Raw genomic sequence first — 19,775 nt, forward strand, 5'->3', positions numbered from 1 at the left:
TAAGCGCTCTCGCAGTCAGCTAAAGAAAAAGTGGCGCGGATAGTACCACATTCCGCGCCACATTACCTGGCTTCGCGCTTGCCGAGAAACGCAACGGCCTGATTAATATCCCGGGTGCGCGGCGCGGGCGGCAGACTGGCGAGAAATACCGCGCCATAAGGGCGCATCACCAGACGGTTATCGCAGATCACCAGCACGCCGCGATCGTCGGTATCGCGAATGAGACGGCCAACGCCCTGTTTCAGGGTGATCACCGCATCCGGCAGCTGCACATCGGCAAAAGGATCGCCGCCGCGCAATCGGCAATCTTCCATGCGCGCTTTCAGCAGCGGATCGTCCGGCGAGGTAAAGGGCAGCTTGTCGATAATCACCAGCGACAGCGCATCGCCGCGCACGTCCACCCCTTCCCAGAAGCTGCTGGTTGCTACCAGCAGCGCGTTACCGGCGCTGACGAACTGGTCCAGCAGCTGGCTTTTGCTGGTCTCCCCCTGCATCAGCACCGGTAGCGTCATGGTAGCGCGGAACTGTTCGGCAAGATCGCGCATCATGGCGTGGGAGGTACAGAGCATAAAGCAGCGCCCGTTGTTGGCCTCAATCAGCGGCCTGAGCATCTGTGCCAGCTGACGCCCTGCTCCAGGCCGGTTGGTTTCCGGCAGGTTGCGCGGGACGCAGAGCAGCGCCTGGCTGGCATAGTCGAACGGGCTGGGCAGTAGCAGGGTCTGCGCCTCGTCCACCCCGATACGGCTGGTGAAGTGGTGCAGCTCATCGTTCACCGACAGCGTCGCCGAGGTAAAAATCCAGCTGCCGGGCTGGCGGGCCATGACGTCCTTGAACTTCTCCGCCACGGTGAGCGGCGTCAGCGCCAGGGTAAAGTGACGGGCGTTGCACTCGTACCAGTAGCTGTACCCCGGCTGGTTGATCTCTTTCAGCCGTTTCAGGCGGCCACGGTAGATCGTCGCGCGCTCAAAGGCGCTGTCGAGCATCGCCGAGCGGCCCAGCGAGAGCTTCGCTACGTCGTAGCACAGCTCCAGGGCGTCATCGAGCAGCAGCAGCGCCCGGCTGATGTTCGGGTCGGCCAGCAGCTCGCGCAGGTTGCCGCGAAAACCGGGGTCGCCAAGCTGGAGCCGGAAATCCTGGGCGCTCTGCGCCAGACGGTCGGCGCACTTCTGAAGCTGCTGGGTGTCTTTCAGTTCAGTGCGGTATGCGATGGTGATGTCTTTGGCGAGATCGAGCAGTTGGCGGCTGGAGATGGACTGGCCGAAGTACTGGCTGGCGATGTCCGGCACCTGATGGGCTTCGTCGAAGATCATGACCTCGGCTTCGGGAATCAGCTCAGCGAAGCCGGTCTCCTTCACCACCATATCGGCGAGAAACAGGTGATGGTTGACCACCACCACGTCGGCATCCATCGCTTTTTTACGCGCTTTGACCACGAAACAGTCTTTATACAGCGGGCAGTCGCTGCCGAGGCAGTTGTCGTTGGTGCTGGTGACCAGCGGCCAGGCCTGGGAGTCTTCGGCAACGCTGGCGCAGGTGCTGATGTCGCCGTCCACCGTCTGGTTGGCCCAGCTGCGCAGGATCACCACATCGCTCAGGGTCTGTACCGGCAGATCGCCGCCGGCGATGGTTTGCTGCTCCAGGCGCTCCAGGCACAGGTAGTTGGAGCGGCCTTTCAGCAGCGCCAGCTTGCCTTTAAATTCAAGCGCGCGGGCGACGGTAGGCAGATCGCGGCTGTAGAGCTGATCCTGCAGGGCTTTAGAGCCGGTAGAGATGATGACTTTTTTGCCCGCGCGCAGCGCCGGAGCGAGATAGGCGTAGGTTTTCCCGGTGCCGGTACCGGCCTCGACCACCAGCGGCTCGCCGCGTGCAATGGCCCCGGAGACCGCTTCTGCCATCTGACGCTGTGGCTCACGCGGTTTAAAACCGGGAATCGCTTTTGCGAGTTGCCCGTCGACTGCGAAATCGTCCGTCACACTACCCCCTGTGGAAATTGCCAGTGATTATGTCAGGGCAGCCCGATTTTAGCCAGCCGAAGAGATGACGCGCGCTGCACAATATGGCAGGCTTGCAGACCATTGATGACAACAGAAAAAGGAAACAGCGATGACAATCGTGCGTATCGATCCCGCAGATCGTTGGTCTGACGCGGTGATCCACAATCAGACTATCTACTACACCGGCGTGCCGGAAAATCTGGATGCTGATGCTTATGAACAAACCCGGAATACCCTGGCGCAGATCGACACGCTGTTAACCGCGCAGGGCAGCGACAAATCACGCATTCTCGATGCCACCATTTTCCTTGCCGACGGGGACGACTTCGCGCTGATGAACAAAGCCTGGGATGAGTGGGTGGTGGCAGGCTCCGCGCCGGTGCGCTGCACCGTGCAGGCCCGCCTGATGAACCCGCGCTATAAGGTGGAAATCAAGATTATCGCCGCCGTGTAATGGTCTGCCGCTACCGGGTGACGGTGGCGGCCCGGGCGTTACTCCTCGTCCTCATCCTCAAAACGCGCGACCACGCGCTCGCCGGTATGATTCTCACGCAGCTCCTGCGCGACCAGGGCAATGGCTTCACCGCTGCTCATGCCCTGGGTCATCAGATCATGAATTCGCTCTACAGCCTGCTGCTGCTGTTCATGGGTAAGTGAAGGTAAACCTGCAAACATGATTGACTCCTGATACATTGGCGGGCTGTTATTATTTCATGTCCCCTGCGGGGTTACCAGCCGTGACCGCCACCGCAGGCTTTCAGGTTAGCGTGAATGACTACCGTATCGAACCACACTCTCTCGCGTCTCTCCCTCCCCTGGGAACCTGACGCCGCTGCGCGCTATTTTGCGCCGCTGGCCCATCAGCCCTGGGCGATGCTGCTCCACTCGGGTTTTGCCGATCATCCCCACAATCGTTTCGACATGCTGGTGGCCCAGCCGCACGTCACGCTGCAGACCCGTGGTGGGGTGACGGCTATAGCCAGTGCCACCGGCGTGCGCGAAGAGCAAGCCGATCCGCTGGCGCTGTTACGGCAGGCGCTGGATGCCATGAACTGGTCCGGCGAGGCCGACCCGGCGTTGCCGTTTACCGGCGGGGCGATGGGCCTGTTTGGCTATGACTTAGGCCGCCGCTTCGAATCGCTGCCTGAACAGGCCGAAGCCGACGTGCAGACGCCGGATATGGCGGTGGGCATTTATGACTGGGCGCTGATTGTCGACCACCTTCTGCAGAACGTGACGCTGGTCAGTCGCACCGACGTGCACGCCCGGCTGGCGTGGCTTGAGGCGCAAACCGCGCCGGCGACTGCCCCGCTGCGTCTGACCACCCCGTGGCAGGCGAACATGACCCGCGCCGAATATGGCGATAAATTTCGTCAGGTGCAGGCGTTTCTCGCCAGCGGCGACTGTTATCAGGTGAACCTTGCCCAACGCTTCAGCGCCGGGTACACCGGGGACGAGTGGCAGGCGTTTGTTCAGCTCAACGCCGCGAACCGCGCGCCATTCAGCGCCTTCCTGCGTCTGCCGGAGCAGACGATACTCAGCCTGTCGCCGGAGCGCTTTATTCACCTCGCCGAGCGCCGCATCGAAACTCGCCCAATCAAAGGCACGCTGCCGCGGCTGGCTGATGCAGAAGCCGATGCGGCGCAGGCGCAACGTCTGGCGGCATCACCGAAAGATCGCGCTGAAAACCTGATGATTGTCGATCTGATGCGCAACGACATCGGGCGCGTTGCCACGCCGGGCAGCGTGCGGGTGCCGGAGCTGTTCGTGGTGGAACCCTTCCCGGCGGTGCATCATCTGGTGAGTACCATCACCGGCGAACTGCCCGCCGATCGCCATGCCACCGACCTGCTGCGCGCCTGTTTCCCCGGCGGCTCCATTACCGGCGCGCCAAAAGTGCGGGCGATGGAGATCATCGAAGCGCTGGAGCCGCAGCGGCGCAACGCCTGGTGCGGCAGCATCGGCTACATCAGCGCCTGCGGCACTATGGATACCAGCATCACCATCCGCACCCTTACCGCCACGGCGGGCACGCTCTACTGCTCAGCCGGAGGCGGGATCGTGGCCGACAGCGAGGAAGCCGCGGAATATCAGGAAACTTTTGATAAAGTTAACCGTATCTTACGCAATCTGGAGTCGTGCGATGGATCTGACGCTTGATACTTTTTTATCCCGTTTTCAGCTGCTGCGTCCGGCCCCCGGGCGCGGCGCGCTTAACCAGCGCCAGGCTGCCGTACTGGTGCCGGTAGTGCGTCGCCCGCAGCCCGGACTGCTGCTGACCCAGCGCTCGGTACGGCTGCGTAAACACGCCGGTCAGGTGGCGTTTCCCGGTGGCGCGGTGGATACCAGCGACGCCTCGCTGATTGCCGCCGCGCTGCGTGAGGCCGAAGAAGAAGTGGCGATCCCACCGGAGTGTGTCGAGGTGATTGGCATTCTGCCGCCGGTGGACAGCGTCACCGGTTTTCAGGTCACGCCGGTAGTGGGCATTATTCCGCCCGATCTGCACTATCACGCCAGCGAAGATGAAGTGGCGGCGGTGTTTGAAATGCCGCTGGCCGAGGCGCTCAACCTCGGGCGCTACCATCCGCTGGATATTCATCGGCGCGGGAATGCGCATCGGGTCTGGCTGTCGTGGTATCAGCATTACTTTGTCTGGGGTATGACGGCGGGGATCATTCGCGAGCTGGCGCTTCAGCTCGGGCTTCGCCCGGAAGGCGAGGTCTGAGCGCGGGCCAGGCGTGAAATCTGTGCGCTGCCCCCAGTTGTTTACATCATAGCCAGGCTATACTTCAGAGATAAATGCTGCAAAACAGCGCCTTAAGTAAAATAGTATATTAGCGTTTTTTGCTTTATCGATTAGTTTAATTCATGTGAATAGTTGCCTTCCGGAACCAATAACCTCTTACACTAGCCGCTGATCTAACATCGTCATCGCGACAACCCGATGACCCTGGCAGGAGTTTAAACGTGATTAGTATATTCGACATGTTCAAGGTGGGCATTGGCCCCTCCTCTTCCCACACCGTCGGGCCGATGAAGGCCGGGAAGCAGTTCGTCGATGATCTGGTCGAAAAAGGCATTCTGCATGACGTGACCCGCCTCGCGGTTGACGTCTACGGTTCCCTCTCGCTTACCGGTAAAGGCCACCACACCGATATCGCCATTATTATGGGTCTGGCCGGCAACGAGCCTGCGACCGTCGATATCGACGCCATCCCGGCTTTTATCCGTGATGTGGAAACGCGCGAGCGCCTGCTGCTGGCCCAGGGTCAGCACGAGGTCGATTTCCCGAAAGACAACGGCATGCGTTTCAGCAGCGATAACCTGTCGCTGCACGAAAACGGTATGCAGATCCACGCCTTCAGCGGCGACAAGCTGCTCTACAGCAAAACCTACTACTCCATCGGCGGCGGATTTATCGTTGATGAAGAGCACTTCGGCAAAGACGTGGTGGGCGAAGTGCAGGTGCCTTACGCGTTCAGTTCCGCCAAAGAGATGCTCGGCTTCTGCAAAGAGACCGGGCTGTCGCTCTCCGGCATGGTGATGCAGAACGAACTGGCGCTGCACAGCAAAAGCGAGATCGAGGCTTACTTCGCTGACGTATGGCAGACCATGCGCGCCTGTATCGACCGCGGTATGAATACCGAAGGCGTGCTGCCAGGCCCACTGCGCGTGCCGCGTCGCGCCTCGGCGCTGCGCCGTCTGCTGGTGTCGAGCGATAAGCTCTCCAACGATCCGATGATCGTGGTGGACTGGGTGAACATGTTTGCGCTGGCGGTGAATGAAGAGAACGCCGCAGGCGGTCGCGTGGTAACCGCCCCGACCAACGGTGCCTGCGGGATCGTGCCGGCGGTTCTGGCTTACTACGATCACTTTATCGAGCCGGTCAGCCCGGACATCTACATTCGCTACTTCCTCGCGGCAGGCGCTATCGGCGCGCTGTACAAAATGAACGCGTCCATCTCCGGTGCTGAAGTGGGTTGCCAGGGCGAAGTGGGCGTGGCCTGTTCAATGGCCGCAGCCGGGCTTGCCGAGCTGCTGGGTGCCAGCCCGGAGCAGGTGTGCGTCGCCGCAGAAATCGGCATGGAGCACAACCTCGGTCTGACCTGCGATCCGGTCGCCGGCCAGGTGCAGGTGCCGTGCATCGAGCGTAACGCTATCGCCTCGGTGAAAGCGATCAACGCTGCGCGCATGGCGATGCGTCGCACCAGCGAGCCGCGCGTATCGCTGGATAAGGTTATCGAAACCATGTACGAGACCGGCAAAGACATGAATGCCAAATACCGCGAAACCTCGCGCGGTGGCCTCGCCATCAAGGTCCAGTGTGACTGATTAAAAAAAGCGCCGCTAAGCGGCGCTTTTTTATTTCTCCGGCATCATCTTACGCCGTGCTGGCAGGCAGAACGCATCCACCTGCCGGACACAGCGGTCATGCTATGCCGCTACGATTACTCTTCTTCATCTTCGTGCAGCGGTTTATCGCGGGTAATGCGCACCAGATCGACGCGGTAGTCGTTCGCTTCGACGATGGTGATATGCAGCGGCGCGACGTGGATTACGTCCCCGGCGTGCGGGATACGTCCGTTAGCCGCGATCACCAGCCCGGCGACCGTCGCAATATCTTCATCTTCATCCACCAGATGATCGACATCCAGCTGCTGCTGAATGGCATGCAGGTCGGTGGACCCTTTTACCAGCCAGCCGTCGCCGTCATGGACGATTTCCGGGGTTTCATCCGCATCCGGGAACTCACCGGCAATCGCTTCCAGCACGTCCAGCGGCGTTACCAGACCCTGCACCACCCCAAACTCGTTATTGACGATAACGAAGCTGCCGCGGGCGCGACGCAGCACGCCAAGCAGGTTGATCGGGTCGAGGGTCTCCGGGACCACGATGGCCGGCGAGGCAGAGGCGATAGCCGCCACATCGACGTTATCATCCAGGGCCACCAGCAGCTCTTTCGCCCGCACGATACCAATCACTTCATCCAGTTCGCCGCGACACACCGGAAACAGGCTGTGCGGTGACGAGAGCAGCTGCTGACGAATTTCGTCCACGCTCAGGCTGGCGTCTACCCAACTGATTTCGCCGCGCGGGGTCATGATGCTGCGCAGTGAACGCTGAGCCAGTGTCAGCACGCCGTTGATCATGTAGCGCTCTTCTTCGGCGAAGGCCTCAGCCGGAACCGGCACCATCGCGTTGCTGTTGCTGTCAGGCTCGCTCGGCTGGGCAGACTTACGACGATTGCCCATCAGACGCAGGATCGCATCCGCAGTACGGGCGCGCAGCGGCTGGGAGGACTGATGGCGCAGGAAGTTGCGACGCGCAATCTGGTTAAACACTTCAATGATGATGGAGAAGCCAATCGCCGCGTAGAGGTAGCCTTTCGGAATATGGAAACCGAAGCCTTCCGCCACCAGGCTCAGACCAATCATCAGCAGGAAGCTCAGACAGAGCACCACCACCGTCGGATGCTGGTTCACGAAGCGAGTCAGCGGTTTGGAGGCCAGCAGCATAACGGCCATCGCGATAACTACCGCCGCCATCATGACCGGCAGATGGTTCACCATGCCCACCGCGGTAATGACCGCATCGAGGGAGAACACTGCATCCAGGATCACGATCTGCACAACCACCACCCAGAAGCTGGCGTAGCCCTTGCCGTGCGATTCGTCGTGCTGGCGGTTCTCAAGCCGTTCGTGAAGCTCGGTGGTGGCCTTGAACAGCAGGAAGATCCCCCCGACCAGCATGATCAGGTCACGCCCTGAGAAGGTGAAGTCCCAGACGGTGAATAACGGACGCGTTAGCGTCACCATCCACGAAATCAGCGATAACAGGCCGAGACGCATAATCAGCGCCAGCGACAGACCGATGAGACGCGCTTTGTCGCGCTGCTTCGGCGGTAGCTTATCGGCCAGGATGGCGATAAATACCAGGTTATCGATACCGAGAACAATTTCCAGAACGACAAGCGTTAACAGCCCCGCCCAGATTTGGGGGTCCATCAAGAATTCCATGACAAGCTCCTGCTTAAGGAATGACTAAACGGCACCACGGCATCTGCGGGCGCTGAACTGAAAAGGATAGATGAGACTGGGCGATGTTCGCCGCAAAACGTGGCCGGAAACGGCAATGAAATGAAAAGACGTCGGTGACGGTCCATACGGTGGGCTGCTGCCCGCTACTCCTGTTAATTAATCAGACGCGTACCTTAGCAAAGGGACTTATCTTTTTGCAAAGCTTTACCAGACTTTGCAATTTTTATGCAACGCTCACCCCGTAATTTTCAGGGGGTATTTGCAACGTAGTTCGATGACTAAATTACGGAACTGCATCACATTCTTTATTTTTTCACGCTCTAAAATTATTCGCGGTAACAGGTTCTTATACATACTCAACGTTATCTGAATCGTTTCACTCCGGTGTGCGGTTCACAATACGCGTCAGCAGGCGCGTATTCACGATAAGAAAGGAGGTAGCAAGTGACCATTGCTATTGTGATAGGCACACATGGCTGGGCGGCTGAGCAGTTGCTTAAGACCGCTGAAATGTTATTAGGCGAACAGGAAAATGTAGGCTGGATCGATTTCGTGCCGGGTGAAAACGCCGAGACGCTGATCGAAAAATACCACGCGCAGCTTGAGAAACTCGATACCCAACAGGGCGTTCTGTTTCTGGTCGATACCTGGGGAGGCAGTCCGTTTAATGCCGCCAGCAGGATCGTGGTTGATAAAGAACAGTATGAAGTCATTGCCGGGGTGAATATCCCCATGCTGGTTGAAACCCTGATGGCGCGCGATGACAACCCGTCGTTAGCGGAGCTGGTGGCGGTAGCGGTAGAAACCGGACGCGAAGGCGTCAGAGCGCTGAAGGCTAAAGCGCCGGAAAAAGCCGCTGCGCCTGCCGCCGCTGCCGCAAATACTACGCCCCACCCTGCCGTGCCCGCGAAACCGATGGGGCCGGAAGACTATATGGTTATCGGCCTGGCGCGAATCGATGACCGTTTGATCCACGGCCAGGTCGCTACCCGCTGGACCAAGGAAACCAACGTAACCCGCATCATCGTGGTCAGTGATGAAGTGGCAGCGGACACGGTACGTAAAACCCTGCTTACTCAGGTTGCCCCTCCCGGCGTCACCGCCCACGTGGTGGACGTTGCCAAAATGATCCGCGTTTACAACAACCCGAAATACGCCCGCGAGCGCATGATGCTGCTGTTTACCAACCCGACTGACGTTGAACGCGTGGTCGAGGGCGGTGTGAACATCAAATCCGTGAATATCGGCGGCATGGCGTTTCGCCAGGGGAAAACCCAGGTTAACAACGCGATTTCCGTCGACAGCGCCGATATTGAGGCCTTCCGCAAGCTCAATGCGCGCGGTATCGAGCTGGAAGCCCGCAAAGTCTCTAACGATCCGAAACTGAAAATGATGGATTTGATCGCCAAAGTCGCGCCGTAACGCGCCGCTGAAATCCTCACTGACATCTGATTTTTTCACAGGAGAAGTACAATGGAGATAACCATTCTTCAGATTGTGCTGGTGTTTATCGTGGCCTGCATTGCCGGTATGGAATCGGTGCTCGATGAATTCCAGTTTCACCGCCCACTGGTGGCCTGTACCCTGGTCGGCGCCGTGCTTGGTGATATGAAAACCGGCATCATTATCGGCGGTACGCTGGAGATGATTGCGCTGGGCTGGATGAACATCGGTGCGGCGGTTGCCCCCGATGCCGCGCTGGCGTCAATTATTTCCACCATTCTGGTCATCGCCGGTAATCAGGGCATCGGCTCCGGCATCGCGCTGGCGATCCCGCTGGCTGCCGCAGGCCAGGTACTGACCATCATCGTGCGTACCATCACTGTAGGCTTCCAGCATGCGGCCGATAAGGCGGCCGACAGCGGCAACCTGACGGCGCTGTCCTGGATCCACGTCTCCTCCCTGTTCCTGCAGGCGATGCGTATTGCTATTCCGGCGGTGATCGTGGCCATTTCGGTGGGCACCAGCGAAGTGCAGAGCATGCTGAACGCCATCCCGGAGGTGGTAACCAGCGGCCTGAACATTGCCGGGGGCATGATTGTGGTGGTCGGTTACGCGATGGTCATCAATATGATGCGCGCCGGCTATCTGATGCCGTTCTTCTATCTTGGCTTCGTTACCGCGGCGTTTACCGACTTCAACCTGGTGGCGCTGGGCGTGATTGGCGCAGTGATGGCGGTGCTCTATATCCAGCTTAGCCCGAAATACAACCGTACCGCTGGCGGTCCTGCACAGGCTGTGGGTTCCAACGATCTTGATAACGAACTGGATTAACAGGTGAGCGACATGGTTGATATCACAAAAACAACGACTGAGAAAAAACTGACCCAGGGCGATATTCGCAGCGTGTTCCTGCGCTCTAACCTGTTCCAGGGCTCATGGAACTTCGAAAGGATGCAGGCGCTGGGCTTCTGTTTCTCGATGGTGCCGGTTATTAAACGCCTGTATCCGGAAAACAACGAGGCGCGCCGTCAGGCAATCAAACGCCACCTGGAGTTTTTCAACACGCATCCTTACGTTGCCGCGCCGGTGCTCGGCGTGACGCTGGCGATGGAAGAGCAGCGCGCGAACGGCGCCCAGATAGACGACGGGGCCATCAACGGCATCAAAGTCGGTTTGATGGGGCCGCTGGCCGGCGTGGGCGACCCGATTTTCTGGGGCACCGTGCGTCCGGTGTTTGCCGCGCTGGGTGCGGGGATCGCCATGAGCGGCAGCCTGCTGGGTCCGCTGCTGTTCTTCATCCTGTTTAACGCGGTACGTCTGGCCACGCGCTATTACGGCGTGGCCTACGGGTATCGCAAAGGCGTGGACATCGTGAAGGACATGGGCGGCGGCTTCCTGCAAAAACTGACCGAGGGGGCGTCAATTCTCGGCCTGTTTGTCATGGGGGCGCTGGTCAACAAGTGGACGCACGTTAACATTCCGCTGGTGGTATCCCGGATCACCGACCAGACCGGCGCGGAGAAAGTAACTACCGTGCAGACCATTCTCGACCAGCTGATGCCGGGCCTGGTGCCGCTGCTACTGACCTTCGCCTGTATGTGGCTGCTGCGCCGTAAGGTTAATCCGCTATGGATCATCGTCGGCTTCTTTGTTATTGGTATTGCCGGTTACGCGGTTGGCCTGCTGGGCCTGTAAGACTGTGAGTGATAACCGGGGGCCTACCCCCGGTTTTTTTATGCGAGAGAGAGTATGACGCTGACGGATATGGTTCTGATGGGATGCATTGTGGCCCTGCTCGGCTGGGCGATTTACGATGAGGCAGTCCTTGAGCGACGCCGCGGAAAAACGCTGCTTGCCGTTGCACTGTTGCGCCGCGGGCGCGCGGACAGCCTGATTTTTACTGGTCTGATTGCCATTCTTATCTACAACAATATTGCCGCTCAGGGCGCGGTTCACACCACCTGGCTGCTCGGCGCGCTGGCGCTGATCGCTATTTATCTTTTCTGGCTACGCACCCCTAAAATACGCTTTAAAGCGCAGGGCTTTTTCTTTGCCGGAAACTGGACGGAATATAACCACATTAAGGCTATGAATTTGTCTGAGGATGGCGTACTGGTAATGGAATTAGCGCGCCGACGCCTGCTTATTCGGGTAAGAAATATTGACGACCTGGAAAAGATATATAATTTTATGATTAAAAATCAATAGATTAAAGATATAGCAATGTCTATATTTGCCGCATTTTCCGCCAGCGGGATTTATAGCCAGAGCTATATTTCCGGCGATTGTTACGGTTATTTTAAAATCAATAACGAGTCAGTGGCGATAAATGTAACGCATTCCCATTGTGCTAAAAATAATACAGTTTGTGTGTTGTTAAGACTTTCCCAAATATGGTACTGTTCTGCCCGTCGTTGGGGAGTAGCCGATCTCCTTCCCCGGAGATGTACGTGTCAACATACTCGTTGCAAAACGTGGCGCGTACGGACTGAACACCGGTTCAGTCAGGCGAGACCATAGGCACAATTACTGCTGATTACTGGGGGCAGTGGTTGTGTATATGGAAATTCCCGGTCAGGACGCTTCAATGAATCTTTCCGCTACCCTGCTGCTCGCTTTTGGCATGTCAATGGACGCTTTCGCCGCGTCGATTGGTAAGGGTGCCACGCAACGCCAGCCTAAGTTCTCTGATGCCCTGCGTACCGGTCTGATTTTTGGCGCTATCGAAGCACTGACGCCGCTGGTGGGATGGGGGCTGGGCACCCTGGCGAACAAAGTGATCCTCGACTGGAACCACTGGATCGCCTTTATCCTGCTGGTATTTCTTGGCGCGCGCATGGTGCTGGAAGGGCTGCGCGGTAACACCGATGAGGAACCCTGCCGCCGTCACAGCTTCTGGCTGCTGGTTACCACCGCCTTCGCGACCAGCCTTGATGCAATGGCCGTCGGGGTCGGGCTGGCGTTTCTGCAGGTTAATATTCTCTGGACGGCGCTGGCTATTGGCGGGGCGACGCTCATCATGTCTACTCTCGGGATCATGATTGGTCGCTTTATCGGGCCGCTGCTCGGGAAACGCGCCGAGATCCTCGGCGGCGTGGTGCTGATCGGCATCGGCTGCCAGATCCTGTGGAGCGCAATTGGCGGCTAGTCGCGTCGCCAGAGGCTGATGCAAAAATCGGTTTCACAGCTGAAAGCCTCCGCGGCCGCCAGCTGCTCCCACACTTCCGGACGCGCTCGCCAGGCGAAAGGCGTCATCTGTAACAGCGCCACCGCCTCACTCCCCGCAAGCTGCATCTCATACCCCAGCGATATCGACTCCACCAGCGTGAAGCCGTCCAGCTGCTCCTTGCCTGGCTCGTGAAGTTTTACCTCGTCGTAGATCAGTCCCTTGAGCTGGACCAGATGGCGTGGGCCAGGCGTGGCGGTTATCGTCCAGCCGCCGGATTTCACCACCCGCGCCAGCTCCTGCGCTTTACAGGGCGCATAGATACGCACCACCGCATCAAACAGGGCATCGGCAAACGGCAGACGATGGCTGGACGCCACACAAAACGTGGCATTGCGATAGCGTTTCGCGGCGTAGCGGATGGCAACTTTTGCAACGTCGAGGCCAAACGCTTCACCGCCCCGGCTGCAGATAACCTCTGCAAAGGCGTGGGTGTAGTACCCTTCCCCGCAGCCAATATCCAGCAGCGCCTGCGCCGGCTGCGGCAAATGCGTCTTTAGCAGAGCGGTAATCCGATCGCGCAGCGGCTGATAATGACCGGCATCCAGAAACGCGCGACGCGCCTGCATCATTTCGCTGCTGTCCCCCGGATCGCGGGAGCGTTTATGCTGAACGGGCAGCAAATTCACGTAGCCCTCTTTCGCCTGGTCAAACTGATGCCCCTGCGGACAGCGATAGTGTTTATCCTGCGCCTGTAAGGGGGCATGGCAGAGTGGACAGAGGAAAGACATAGAAGCTCCGGTGGGTGCAAAAGCCGGAAGTGTACCGTTAATACGGCGCGGAGGGAAAGCCTGGCGCGGCGGTCAGAAATGAAAAAGCCCCGCGCGATGGCAGGGCTTTACCTGAACAGCGAACGCCGAAGCGTTACGCTGCGTCAGTGAAATCAGATAGCGGTAACGTTAACAGCCGCCGGGCCTTTCTGGCCGTCCTGAATTTCGAACTCAACGTTCTGGCCTTCAGCCAGGGTTTTGAAGCCGTTACCCTGGATTGCAGAGAAGTGTACGAATACGTCTTTGCTGCCATCAGCCGGAGTGATGAAGCCAAAACCTTTGGATTCGTTGAACCACTTAACTTGACCTTTAATCTTTGCCATTTTGCAATTTCCTTAGATTGTTTTCTTTGCCCGCAGGCATAACTGAGATGAAACAGAGACATTACTGCTTGAGGCACTAATATAAGGTTCGGCAGAGAAGCGGTATTCAACGACGTGTTTACTCAGGACTTCTTTACTGAAAATGCCACACATAAACAGAACTGTACCTCGTTTGACCCAAAAACGTTATCACATACATCTTAAATAATGGCAAGCCATTTTTAAGCGCGTATCGATCTGCCGCACAGATTCATAACCGGGGAGTTAATGCATGAAATTTTATGCGATTAATCCTAAGCATGAACTGGACAAAACGTGCATTACGCTTCGCTTGATGCGTCGCATTTTCGGGTACTTTTTTACCATAGCTCAAAGACTTCACTTCGTCCAGGCACAAGTGCAATTTGTCAGACGTATCTTATCTAAAGTTAGCATTTTTTGAGCATAGTTATGCGCAAACGCGCCGGGCGTGGCATTCAGCAGAGTTATCTTTGTTAAGTGGTATTTAAATTAAATGTACAAGTGAATAGAAGCTGTACAAATTAACGTTCGGCTGCACCATAATAATGACGAGAAAATGACACTGCATCATAACGAGGCAATTTTCTTTTTGCGTGCCGAATACGAATGAAATAATAAGACGTTTTTTTAATCTTCGAATGAAACAGTCATAATTAAAAACTATTTTTAAAAGGCTAAAAACTCGCCAATACGCAGCGGAATAAAATTGCTGACGTTTTCCCCTCTGGCCTGTAACTCATCCAGCAACTCCTGCGGCGGCATATCAAGCGACTCGTCAGCCAGCTCGAACACGCCCCAGTGAATGGGCACCGCCTTCGGACGTCCTAACTGCTGCCAGAGCTGCACTGCCTGCTGGGGGTCCATATGGTGATTGCTCATAAACCAGCGAGGCGCATAGGCACCGGCGGGCAGCGCCGCCACGTTGATAGCACCCAGCCGCGCCGGGATCTCCAGCAGCGTTTCGGTATAACCGGTGTCGCCGCTGAACCAGAAGCGCACGTCGCCATGCTCAATCACCCAGCCGCACCACAGCGAGCGGTTGCGATCCCACAGCGTGCGCATGCTCCAGTGCTGCGCCGGTACAGCGTGCAGTCGAATATCGCCGAGCGCCCCCTGCTGCCACCAGTCAAGCTCGGTAACGTGACGAAAACCACGGCGGCTGAACCAGGCCTTAAGCCCAAGCGGCACCAGCACCTCTACCTCCGGAAAGCGACGGCGCAGCTGACGCAGGGTGCGGCTGTCGAGGTGATCGTAGTGGTTATGGGAAATCAGGATAGCATCGAGGCGGGGAAGATCAGCGAGATTTAGCGGGACCGGCGTTTTGCGCTGCGGCCCGGCAAAGGAAACCGGCGAGGCGCGCTTCGAAAACACCGGGTCGATAAGCAGATAGCGCCCGGCCAGACGCAACAGCAACGAAGCGTGACCCAGCCACCACAGGCCGTCCCCCTCCTGCTGCAGATCGACCGGCTGCCACCAGCGCCGGATGAACGCCGCATAGCCCGCCGCAGGTGCCAGCGGCAGGCCTTTAGCTTTGCGCTCGTTCTGCCAGCGCTTCAGATCGCCCGGCTGGTGTTCAGACCCACTGGTATTGCGAAATCCTTCTGGAGCGTGATGCGGGAGGGAGGCGTCGTACCAGGGGTTTTTCCAGACCATATAGGACTCGTGACCAGAGAGAATTAACGTTCGGCGACCAGGCGGATAAAATCGTCGTCGTCCTGCACGACCGCAGGCGCGGGCGCTGCAACGGGTTCAACGTCAGGCTCGTTAGCTTCGCACAGACGGCGCAACAGCGCATTCTGCCGTTTTTGCTGTTCGAGCAACGCTTCCAGCAATTCAATTTGTTCGTTGGTACGGGAGCTGGCGCGATTAACGAAGAACCACACCACCAGACCTGTCAGCAGCACTACCAGGGAAACGAGAAGCGAGGATAAGCTCAGCATCCCGGAATTGATCATCTCATTCATCTTACCACCTCACTAAAGCGCGCTATCTTACCACTTGCGGCCGGCAAGGGAGCAACGTGTTACCAGGGAATAAATTTGTTGATCGCACAAATACCCGTGAAAAATTGTACATCCTGATCGCATATCACGTTGAGCATCTGCGTCCATAACAGCAGCGCTACCACCACGATGGCCAGGAGAACAATCCATCTGATCTTTTTCACTACCTACTCCGTCCGGGAACCATATCGTGCATCCTGGCATACTAACCTTAAACCAAAGGTCACTATAACCTTATGTCCGCAATTAAGACTAATCACGTGGCATCATGCCGGAGAAGATGAGTATAAAGGCCAAAAATGATTTTAAAAGAGGCATTTATGCGATTGATAATTCGAACCGGGATACTGCTGGCGCTGATCTGGCTGGCGATGCTGTTCAGCGGTTACGGCGTGCTGATCGGCAGTCAGGAGAACGTTGCCGGGCTGGGCTTACAGTGTAAATATCTCACCGCGCGGCAGGTGGTGACAGCGCAATACATTCACAGCGACAGCGGCGTAATTGGTCTGAGTGATTGCCCGGTGCTGCGTCAGAGTGGAAAAGCGATCGATCGCGGATAATAAAAAAAACCGCAGCCTGAGCGCTGCGGTGTGATTATCAGAACGGGTACTCGTTGTAACCCATCTGCTCAGAGATTTTACGCGCTGCCTGGTGCAGCATCTCTACATATTCGTGCAGACGTTCTTCAGAGAAACGCAGCGTCGGGAAGGAGATGCTCAGCCCGGCAATCACCACGCCGAAACGGTCAAACACCGGCACGCCGATACAACGCAGCCCCTCTTCCTGCTCTTCGTTATCTTCCCCATAACCCTGCTTGCGCACGTCGCCCAGCACCGGCAGCAGCTCTTCCATACTGGCCAGGGTGCGCGGGGTGCTGCGCTTGTATTCGATACTGGTGAGGATCTCTTTCACCTCTTCCGGGTCGCGCCACGCCAGCAGCACTTTACCGATGGCGGTGCTGTAGAGCGGGTTGCGGCGACCGATGCGTGAATACATGCGCAGGTTGTACATGGAATCGATTTTATGGATGTAGACGATGCTGTCTTCATCCAGCGCACCCAGATGGATAGTCTCTTTCGTCAGACGAGAAAGCTCACGCATCTGGATGTCGGCGCTGCGGATCAGATCGACGTTCTGCAGCGCGCGGGCGCCCAGCTCGAACAGTTTAAGGGTCAGCGAATACTTTTCAGATTCACCTTCCTGCGCTACATAGCCCAGGGATTTCATGGTCTGCAAAAAGCGGTATACCGTGCTTTTTGACATCATGACACGCTGCGAAAGCTCGGTGATGCCAATTTCACGCTCTTCCCCGAGCGCCTGCAAAATGCCGAAAACTTTCAGCACCGAAGAGACAGAATCAGGCTGTTTATCCAGATCTGCGATTGCCATTGATCACCTCGATCGCATTTGTTTTATAAAAATCAGAACTGGTTTTTATTATAAATTCACAATGACCCGTGCCGCAATGAATCTCTCCTTAATCGTTACGAATCTGCGACATATCCCTGAATTATTGATGCTAATATAGTTTCACCCTGAATCACCTTTCCGGCGTTTCCCTGTATGACGACAAAAGTTGTTGACGGCCTGCCCGTCCCGCAGCGCTATGGCGCGATCCTGACCATTATTATTGGCCTGATGATGGCCGTGATTGATGGCTCGATCGCTAACGTGGCGCTGCCCACCATTGCCAGCGATCTCAATGCAACGCCGGCGCGCTCCATCTGGATTGTCAACGCCTACCAGATTGCTATCGTGATTTCGCTGCTGCCGCTCTCCTTTTTGGGTGAGATGGTGGGCTATCGCCGGGTCTACAAATGGGGGCTGGGAATTTTTAGCCTCACCTCGCTGCTGTGCGCCGTCTCTCCTTCGCTGGAAGTGCTGACGCTTGTCCGCGTGGCGCAGGGATTTGGCGGCGCGGCGCTGATGAGTGTGAACGTCGCGCTAATCCGGCTTATCTACCCCCAGCGCCAGCTCGGGCGTGGCATGGCGATCAACTCCTTTATCGTCGCCGTCTCCTCTGCCGCCGGGCCGACCCTCGCGGCAGCGATCCTTGCCGTGGCCTCCTGGCAGTGGCTGTTTCTGATTAATATTCCGATGGGGATTGTCGCCCTGCTGCTGGCGCTGCGCTTTCTGCCTGCTAATCAGCACGTTTCAAAGGCCCGGCGTTTCGATGTGCGCAGCGCGGTGATGAACGCCCTCACCTTCGGCCTGCTGATCACGGCGCTGAGCAGCTTCTCGCAGGGTGACTCACTGCTGCTGGTGGGTGCCGAACTGCTCGGCGTGCTGGTGATCGGCTTCTTCTTCGTGCGTCGCCAGCTGGAATTGCCGGTGCCGATGCTGCCGTTAGATCTGCTGCGCATCCCGCTGTTTTCCCTGTCGGTTGGCACCTCCGTTTGCTCGTTTTGCGCGCAGATGCTGGCGCTGGTGTCGCTGCCGTTTTTCCTGCAGAGCGTGCTTGGGCGTAGCGAAGTGGAGACCGGACTGCTGCTGACGCCGTGGCCGCTCGCTACTATGGCACTGTCGCCGCTCGCCGGCGCGCTGATTGGCCGCGTCCACGCCGGGCTGCTTGGTTCCGCCGGAATGATCCTGATGGCGGCAGGGCTGTTCGCCCTCGCGAGGCTCCCGGCTCAGCCATCGGACATCGACATCATCTGGCGTATGGCGCTGTGCGGAGCCGGCTTCGGTCTGTTCCAGTCGCCAAACAATCACACCATGATCGCCTCCGCCCCGCCGCAGCGCAGCGGTGGTGCCAGCGGGATGCTCGGCACCGCCCGTCTGCTGGGCCAGAGCAGCGGTGCGGCGCTGGTTGCGCTGATGTTCACCCGCTTCGGCGACGGCGGCACCCACGCCTCGCTGATCTGCGCCGGCACTCTCGCCGTTCTCGCCGCGCTGGTGAGTGGCTTGCGGGTGCAGAGCAAGCCGGTTTCGCAGGCATAAAAAAAGCGCGCCCTGCGGCGCGCTTTTTCACTTCTGGCTGGCGGTTACTTGATGTACTCCCCGCTGCGCAGCGCTTCGATACGCTTATCCAGCGGTGGGTGCGTCATGAACATTTCGCTCAGCGACTTCGACTTACCGTTGATGCAGAACGCCATCATGCTGCTGGCTTCCTGCGGCTCGTAGCTGGTTTTCAGACGCTGCAGCGCGGCAATCATCTTCTCGCGGCCGACCAGTTTCGCGGAACCGGCATCAGCGTGGAACTCACGGTGACGGGAGAACCACATGGTGATGATGCTCGCCAGAATACCAAACACCAGTTCCAGCACCGTGGCGACAGCAAAGTAGATCCACGGGTTACCGTTGCTCTCTTCGCCTTCTTCGCGGTTGCCGCCGAGGAACCCGGCCGCCACCTGCGCGATGATACGCGAGATGAAGATCACGAAGGTGTTCACCACGCCCTGAATCAGGGTCATGGTCACCATGTCGCCGTTGGCGATGTGGCTGATCTCGTGGGCGATAACCGCTTCCGCTTCGTCACGGCTCATGTTCTGTAGCAGCCCGGTGCTGACGGCCACCAGCGAAGCGTCGCGGCGGGCGCCGGTCGCGAAGGCGTTAATGTCCGGCGCATGATAGATAGCCACCTGCGGCATCGCGATCCCGGCTTGGCGCGACTGCTGAGCGACGGTATCCATCAGCCAGCGTTCGGTTTCGTTGCGCGGCTGCTCAATCACTTCCCCGCCCACGGAGCGCAGCGCCATGGATTTGGACATCCAGAGTGAAATGAAGGAGCCACCAAAACCAAACAGCGCGGCCATGATCAACAGACCCGGTACACTGCTCGATTGAATTCCTGTCAGGCTGAGCACCAGCCCGAACACGACCATCACCGCAATGTTGGTCAGCAGGAAAAGCCCGATTCGCATCATAATATTCTTTTACCTCGGTTTAACAAAACGCATTACGCGATACCCACATCGTATGGGCCTGGCGGCTATTTTCAAGTATCGGAACGCGGTA

23 protein-coding genes and 1 riboswitch are annotated in these 19,775 nt (G+C 57.8%); of the genes, 11 read left to right on the forward strand and 12 right to left on the reverse strand.

Features of this window, described 5'->3' with window-relative positions; genetic code table 11:
• Window positions 1–62 precede the first annotated feature (62 nt).
• The gene (locus KFZ77_RS11260) at window positions 63–1,973 is read right to left on the reverse strand and encodes an ATP-dependent DNA helicase (RefSeq protein ID WP_031523504.1); all 1,911 of its coding nucleotides are present in this window, start codon (window positions 1,971–1,973) and stop codon (window positions 63–65) included.
• 130 nt (window positions 1,974–2,103) lie between these two features.
• Between KFZ77_RS11260 and KFZ77_RS11265 the strand changes: the two genes are divergently transcribed.
• Window positions 2,104–2,448, forward strand: coding sequence for a RidA family protein (locus KFZ77_RS11265; protein ID WP_264384229.1), 345 nt, complete (start codon window positions 2,104–2,106; stop codon window positions 2,446–2,448).
• A gap of 38 nt (window positions 2,449–2,486) precedes the next feature.
• On the opposite strand, the gene KFZ77_RS11270 is transcribed toward KFZ77_RS11265, so the two are convergent.
• Window positions 2,487–2,669 (reverse strand): YoaH family protein, encoded by a 183-nt coding sequence (locus tag KFZ77_RS11270; protein WP_035891534.1) that lies wholly within the window; start codon window positions 2,667–2,669, stop codon window positions 2,487–2,489.
• A gap of 96 nt (window positions 2,670–2,765) precedes the next feature.
• Here KFZ77_RS11270 and pabB point away from each other — a divergent pair, with 96 nt between their 5' ends.
• From pabB to sdaA, 3 genes are all read left to right on the forward strand, one after another.
• A complete protein-coding gene (pabB, locus tag KFZ77_RS11275; RefSeq protein WP_264384230.1) occupies window positions 2,766–4,154 on the forward strand; it encodes an aminodeoxychorismate synthase component 1 in 1,389 nt (462 codons plus the stop codon).
• Window positions 4,138–4,719 carry a CoA pyrophosphatase gene (locus KFZ77_RS11280; protein ID WP_406678774.1) on the forward strand — a complete coding sequence of 194 codons (582 nt, stop codon included), beginning with the start codon at window positions 4,138–4,140 and terminating at the stop codon, window positions 4,717–4,719. The genes pabB and KFZ77_RS11280 overlap by 17 nt, the downstream gene beginning before the upstream one ends.
• A 242-nt stretch (window positions 4,720–4,961) precedes the next feature.
• Window positions 4,962–6,326 (forward strand): L-serine ammonia-lyase, encoded by a 1,365-nt coding sequence (gene sdaA, locus KFZ77_RS11285; RefSeq protein ID WP_264384231.1) that lies wholly within the window; start codon window positions 4,962–4,964, stop codon window positions 6,324–6,326.
• A gap of 116 nt (window positions 6,327–6,442) precedes the next feature.
• Here the strand turns inward: sdaA and yoaE are convergent, their stop codons facing one another.
• Window positions 6,443–8,011, reverse strand: a complete 1,569-nt coding sequence (gene yoaE, locus KFZ77_RS11290; RefSeq protein WP_264384232.1) for a CNNM family cation transport protein YoaE — start codon at window positions 8,009–8,011, stop codon at window positions 6,443–6,445.
• The gene (locus tag KFZ77_RS19750; RefSeq protein WP_406678775.1) at window positions 7,999–8,157 is read right to left on the reverse strand and encodes a protein YoaL; all 159 of its coding nucleotides are present in this window, start codon (window positions 8,155–8,157) and stop codon (window positions 7,999–8,001) included. The genes yoaE and KFZ77_RS19750 overlap by 13 nt, the downstream gene beginning before the upstream one ends.
• A gap of 319 nt (window positions 8,158–8,476) precedes the next feature.
• Here KFZ77_RS19750 and manX point away from each other — a divergent pair, with 319 nt between their 5' ends.
• The 5 genes from manX (at window position 8,477) to mntP (ending at window position 12,623) form a co-directional block, all read left to right on the forward strand.
• On the forward strand, window positions 8,477–9,454 hold the full coding sequence (manX, locus tag KFZ77_RS11295; RefSeq protein WP_264384233.1) for a PTS mannose transporter subunit IIAB: 978 nt from the start codon (window positions 8,477–8,479) through the stop codon (window positions 9,452–9,454).
• A gap of 51 nt (window positions 9,455–9,505) precedes the next feature.
• Window positions 9,506–10,306: a PTS mannose/fructose/sorbose transporter subunit IIC gene (locus KFZ77_RS11300; RefSeq protein WP_264384234.1), complete on the forward strand. Its 801-nt coding sequence runs from the start codon at window positions 9,506–9,508 to the stop codon at window positions 10,304–10,306.
• A 12-nt stretch (window positions 10,307–10,318) separates the two neighbouring features.
• Window positions 10,319–11,170 (forward strand): PTS mannose transporter subunit IID, encoded by an 852-nt coding sequence (locus KFZ77_RS11305; RefSeq protein WP_031523488.1) that lies wholly within the window; start codon window positions 10,319–10,321, stop codon window positions 11,168–11,170.
• A gap of 54 nt (window positions 11,171–11,224) precedes the next feature.
• Window positions 11,225–11,683, forward strand: a complete 459-nt coding sequence (locus KFZ77_RS11310) for a DUF986 family protein (RefSeq protein WP_264384235.1) — start codon at window positions 11,225–11,227, stop codon at window positions 11,681–11,683.
• A 196-nt stretch (window positions 11,684–11,879) separates the two neighbouring features.
• A riboswitch (yybP-ykoY riboswitch) is annotated at window positions 11,880–11,981 on the forward strand.
• An 81-nt stretch (window positions 11,982–12,062) separates the two neighbouring features.
• Window positions 12,063–12,623 (forward strand): manganese efflux pump MntP, encoded by a 561-nt coding sequence (gene mntP, locus KFZ77_RS11315; protein ID WP_031523484.1) that lies wholly within the window; start codon window positions 12,063–12,065, stop codon window positions 12,621–12,623.
• On the opposite strand, the gene rlmA is transcribed toward mntP, so the two are convergent.
• The 6 genes from rlmA to mgrB form a co-directional block, all read right to left on the reverse strand.
• A complete protein-coding gene (gene rlmA, locus KFZ77_RS11320) occupies window positions 12,620–13,432 on the reverse strand; it encodes a 23S rRNA (guanine(745)-N(1))-methyltransferase (protein WP_264384236.1) in 813 nt (270 codons plus the stop codon). The two genes, mntP and rlmA, sit on opposite strands and share 4 nt — an antisense overlap.
• Before the next feature lie 152 nt (window positions 13,433–13,584).
• Window positions 13,585–13,794, reverse strand: coding sequence for a transcription antiterminator/RNA stability regulator CspE (cspE, locus tag KFZ77_RS11325; RefSeq protein ID WP_001062678.1), 210 nt, complete (start codon window positions 13,792–13,794; stop codon window positions 13,585–13,587).
• Window positions 13,795–13,806: 12 nt separating this feature from the next.
• On the reverse strand, window positions 13,807–13,947 hold the full coding sequence (locus KFZ77_RS11330) for a DUF2627 domain-containing protein (RefSeq protein WP_072002041.1): 141 nt from the start codon (window positions 13,945–13,947) through the stop codon (window positions 13,807–13,809).
• Window positions 13,948–14,481: 534 nt separating this feature from the next.
• Complete coding sequence (locus KFZ77_RS11335; protein WP_264384237.1) at window positions 14,482–15,468, reverse strand: MBL fold metallo-hydrolase; 987 nt, start codon at window positions 15,466–15,468, stop codon at window positions 14,482–14,484.
• 23 nt (window positions 15,469–15,491) lie between these two features.
• The gene (locus KFZ77_RS11340; RefSeq protein WP_031523479.1) at window positions 15,492–15,779 is read right to left on the reverse strand and encodes a YebO family protein; all 288 of its coding nucleotides are present in this window, start codon (window positions 15,777–15,779) and stop codon (window positions 15,492–15,494) included.
• A 59-nt stretch (window positions 15,780–15,838) separates the two neighbouring features.
• Window positions 15,839–15,982 (reverse strand): PhoP/PhoQ regulator MgrB, encoded by a 144-nt coding sequence (gene mgrB / locus KFZ77_RS11345; RefSeq protein ID WP_031523477.1) that lies wholly within the window; start codon window positions 15,980–15,982, stop codon window positions 15,839–15,841.
• Window positions 15,983–16,138: 156 nt separating this feature from the next.
• Here mgrB and KFZ77_RS11350 point away from each other — a divergent pair, with 156 nt between their 5' ends.
• Window positions 16,139–16,378, forward strand: coding sequence for a YobH family protein (locus tag KFZ77_RS11350; RefSeq protein ID WP_031523476.1), 240 nt, complete (start codon window positions 16,139–16,141; stop codon window positions 16,376–16,378).
• Window positions 16,379–16,415: 37 nt separating this feature from the next.
• On the opposite strand, the gene kdgR is transcribed toward KFZ77_RS11350, so the two are convergent.
• A complete protein-coding gene (kdgR, locus tag KFZ77_RS11355) occupies window positions 16,416–17,207 on the reverse strand; it encodes a DNA-binding transcriptional regulator KdgR (protein WP_031523474.1) in 792 nt (263 codons plus the stop codon).
• A gap of 174 nt (window positions 17,208–17,381) precedes the next feature.
• On the opposite strand from kdgR, the gene KFZ77_RS11360 reads away from it, so the two are divergent.
• Entirely contained in the window at window positions 17,382–18,758 is a 1,377-nt protein-coding gene (locus KFZ77_RS11360; protein ID WP_264384238.1) for an MFS transporter, read from the forward strand.
• Window positions 18,759–18,802: 44 nt separating this feature from the next.
• On the opposite strand, the gene htpX is transcribed toward KFZ77_RS11360, so the two are convergent.
• Window positions 18,803–19,684: a protease HtpX gene (gene htpX, locus KFZ77_RS11365; protein ID WP_031523471.1), complete on the reverse strand. Its 882-nt coding sequence runs from the start codon at window positions 19,682–19,684 to the stop codon at window positions 18,803–18,805.
• Window positions 19,685–19,775 lie beyond the last annotated feature (91 nt).

Source organism: Siccibacter colletis (assembly GCF_025914095.1).
Lineage (GTDB): Bacteria > Pseudomonadota > Gammaproteobacteria > Enterobacterales > Enterobacteriaceae > Siccibacter > Siccibacter colletis.

Excerpts from the sequence above, each read along its gene's own strand:
- KFZ77_RS11265 (WP_264384229.1), top strand. The coding sequence starts at position 2,104 with ATGACAATCGTGCGTATCGATCCCGCAGATCGTTGGTCTGACGCGGTG.
- KFZ77_RS11270 (WP_035891534.1), bottom strand. The coding sequence starts at position 2,669 with ATGTTTGCAGGTTTACCTTCACTTACCCATGAACAGCAGCAGCAGGCT.
- pabB (WP_264384230.1), top strand. The coding sequence starts at position 2,766 with ATGACTACCGTATCGAACCACACTCTCTCGCGTCTCTCCCTCCCCTGG.
- KFZ77_RS11280 (WP_406678774.1), top strand. The coding sequence starts at position 4,138 with ATGGATCTGACGCTTGATACTTTTTTATCCCGTTTTCAGCTGCTGCGT.
- yoaE (WP_264384232.1), bottom strand. The coding sequence starts at position 8,011 with ATGGAATTCTTGATGGACCCCCAAATCTGGGCGGGGCTGTTAACGCTT.
- KFZ77_RS19750 (WP_406678775.1), bottom strand. The coding sequence starts at position 8,157 with ATGGACCGTCACCGACGTCTTTTCATTTCATTGCCGTTTCCGGCCACG.
- KFZ77_RS11300 (WP_264384234.1), top strand. The coding sequence starts at position 9,506 with ATGGAGATAACCATTCTTCAGATTGTGCTGGTGTTTATCGTGGCCTGC.
- KFZ77_RS11305 (WP_031523488.1), top strand. The coding sequence starts at position 10,319 with ATGGTTGATATCACAAAAACAACGACTGAGAAAAAACTGACCCAGGGC.
- KFZ77_RS11310 (WP_264384235.1), top strand. The coding sequence starts at position 11,225 with ATGACGCTGACGGATATGGTTCTGATGGGATGCATTGTGGCCCTGCTC.
- mntP (WP_031523484.1), top strand. The coding sequence starts at position 12,063 with ATGAATCTTTCCGCTACCCTGCTGCTCGCTTTTGGCATGTCAATGGAC.
- rlmA (WP_264384236.1), bottom strand. The coding sequence starts at position 13,432 with ATGTCTTTCCTCTGTCCACTCTGCCATGCCCCCTTACAGGCGCAGGAT.
- cspE (WP_001062678.1), bottom strand. The coding sequence starts at position 13,794 with ATGGCAAAGATTAAAGGTCAAGTTAAGTGGTTCAACGAATCCAAAGGT.
- KFZ77_RS11330 (WP_072002041.1), bottom strand. The coding sequence starts at position 13,947 with ATGTGTGGCATTTTCAGTAAAGAAGTCCTGAGTAAACACGTCGTTGAA.
- KFZ77_RS11335 (WP_264384237.1), bottom strand. The coding sequence starts at position 15,468 with ATGGTCTGGAAAAACCCCTGGTACGACGCCTCCCTCCCGCATCACGCT.
- KFZ77_RS11340 (WP_031523479.1), bottom strand. The coding sequence starts at position 15,779 with ATGAATGAGATGATCAATTCCGGGATGCTGAGCTTATCCTCGCTTCTC.
- KFZ77_RS11350 (WP_031523476.1), top strand. The coding sequence starts at position 16,139 with ATGCGATTGATAATTCGAACCGGGATACTGCTGGCGCTGATCTGGCTG.
- kdgR (WP_031523474.1), bottom strand. The coding sequence starts at position 17,207 with ATGGCAATCGCAGATCTGGATAAACAGCCTGATTCTGTCTCTTCGGTG.
- KFZ77_RS11360 (WP_264384238.1), top strand. The coding sequence starts at position 17,382 with ATGACGACAAAAGTTGTTGACGGCCTGCCCGTCCCGCAGCGCTATGGC.
- htpX (WP_031523471.1), bottom strand. The coding sequence starts at position 19,684 with ATGATGCGAATCGGGCTTTTCCTGCTGACCAACATTGCGGTGATGGTC.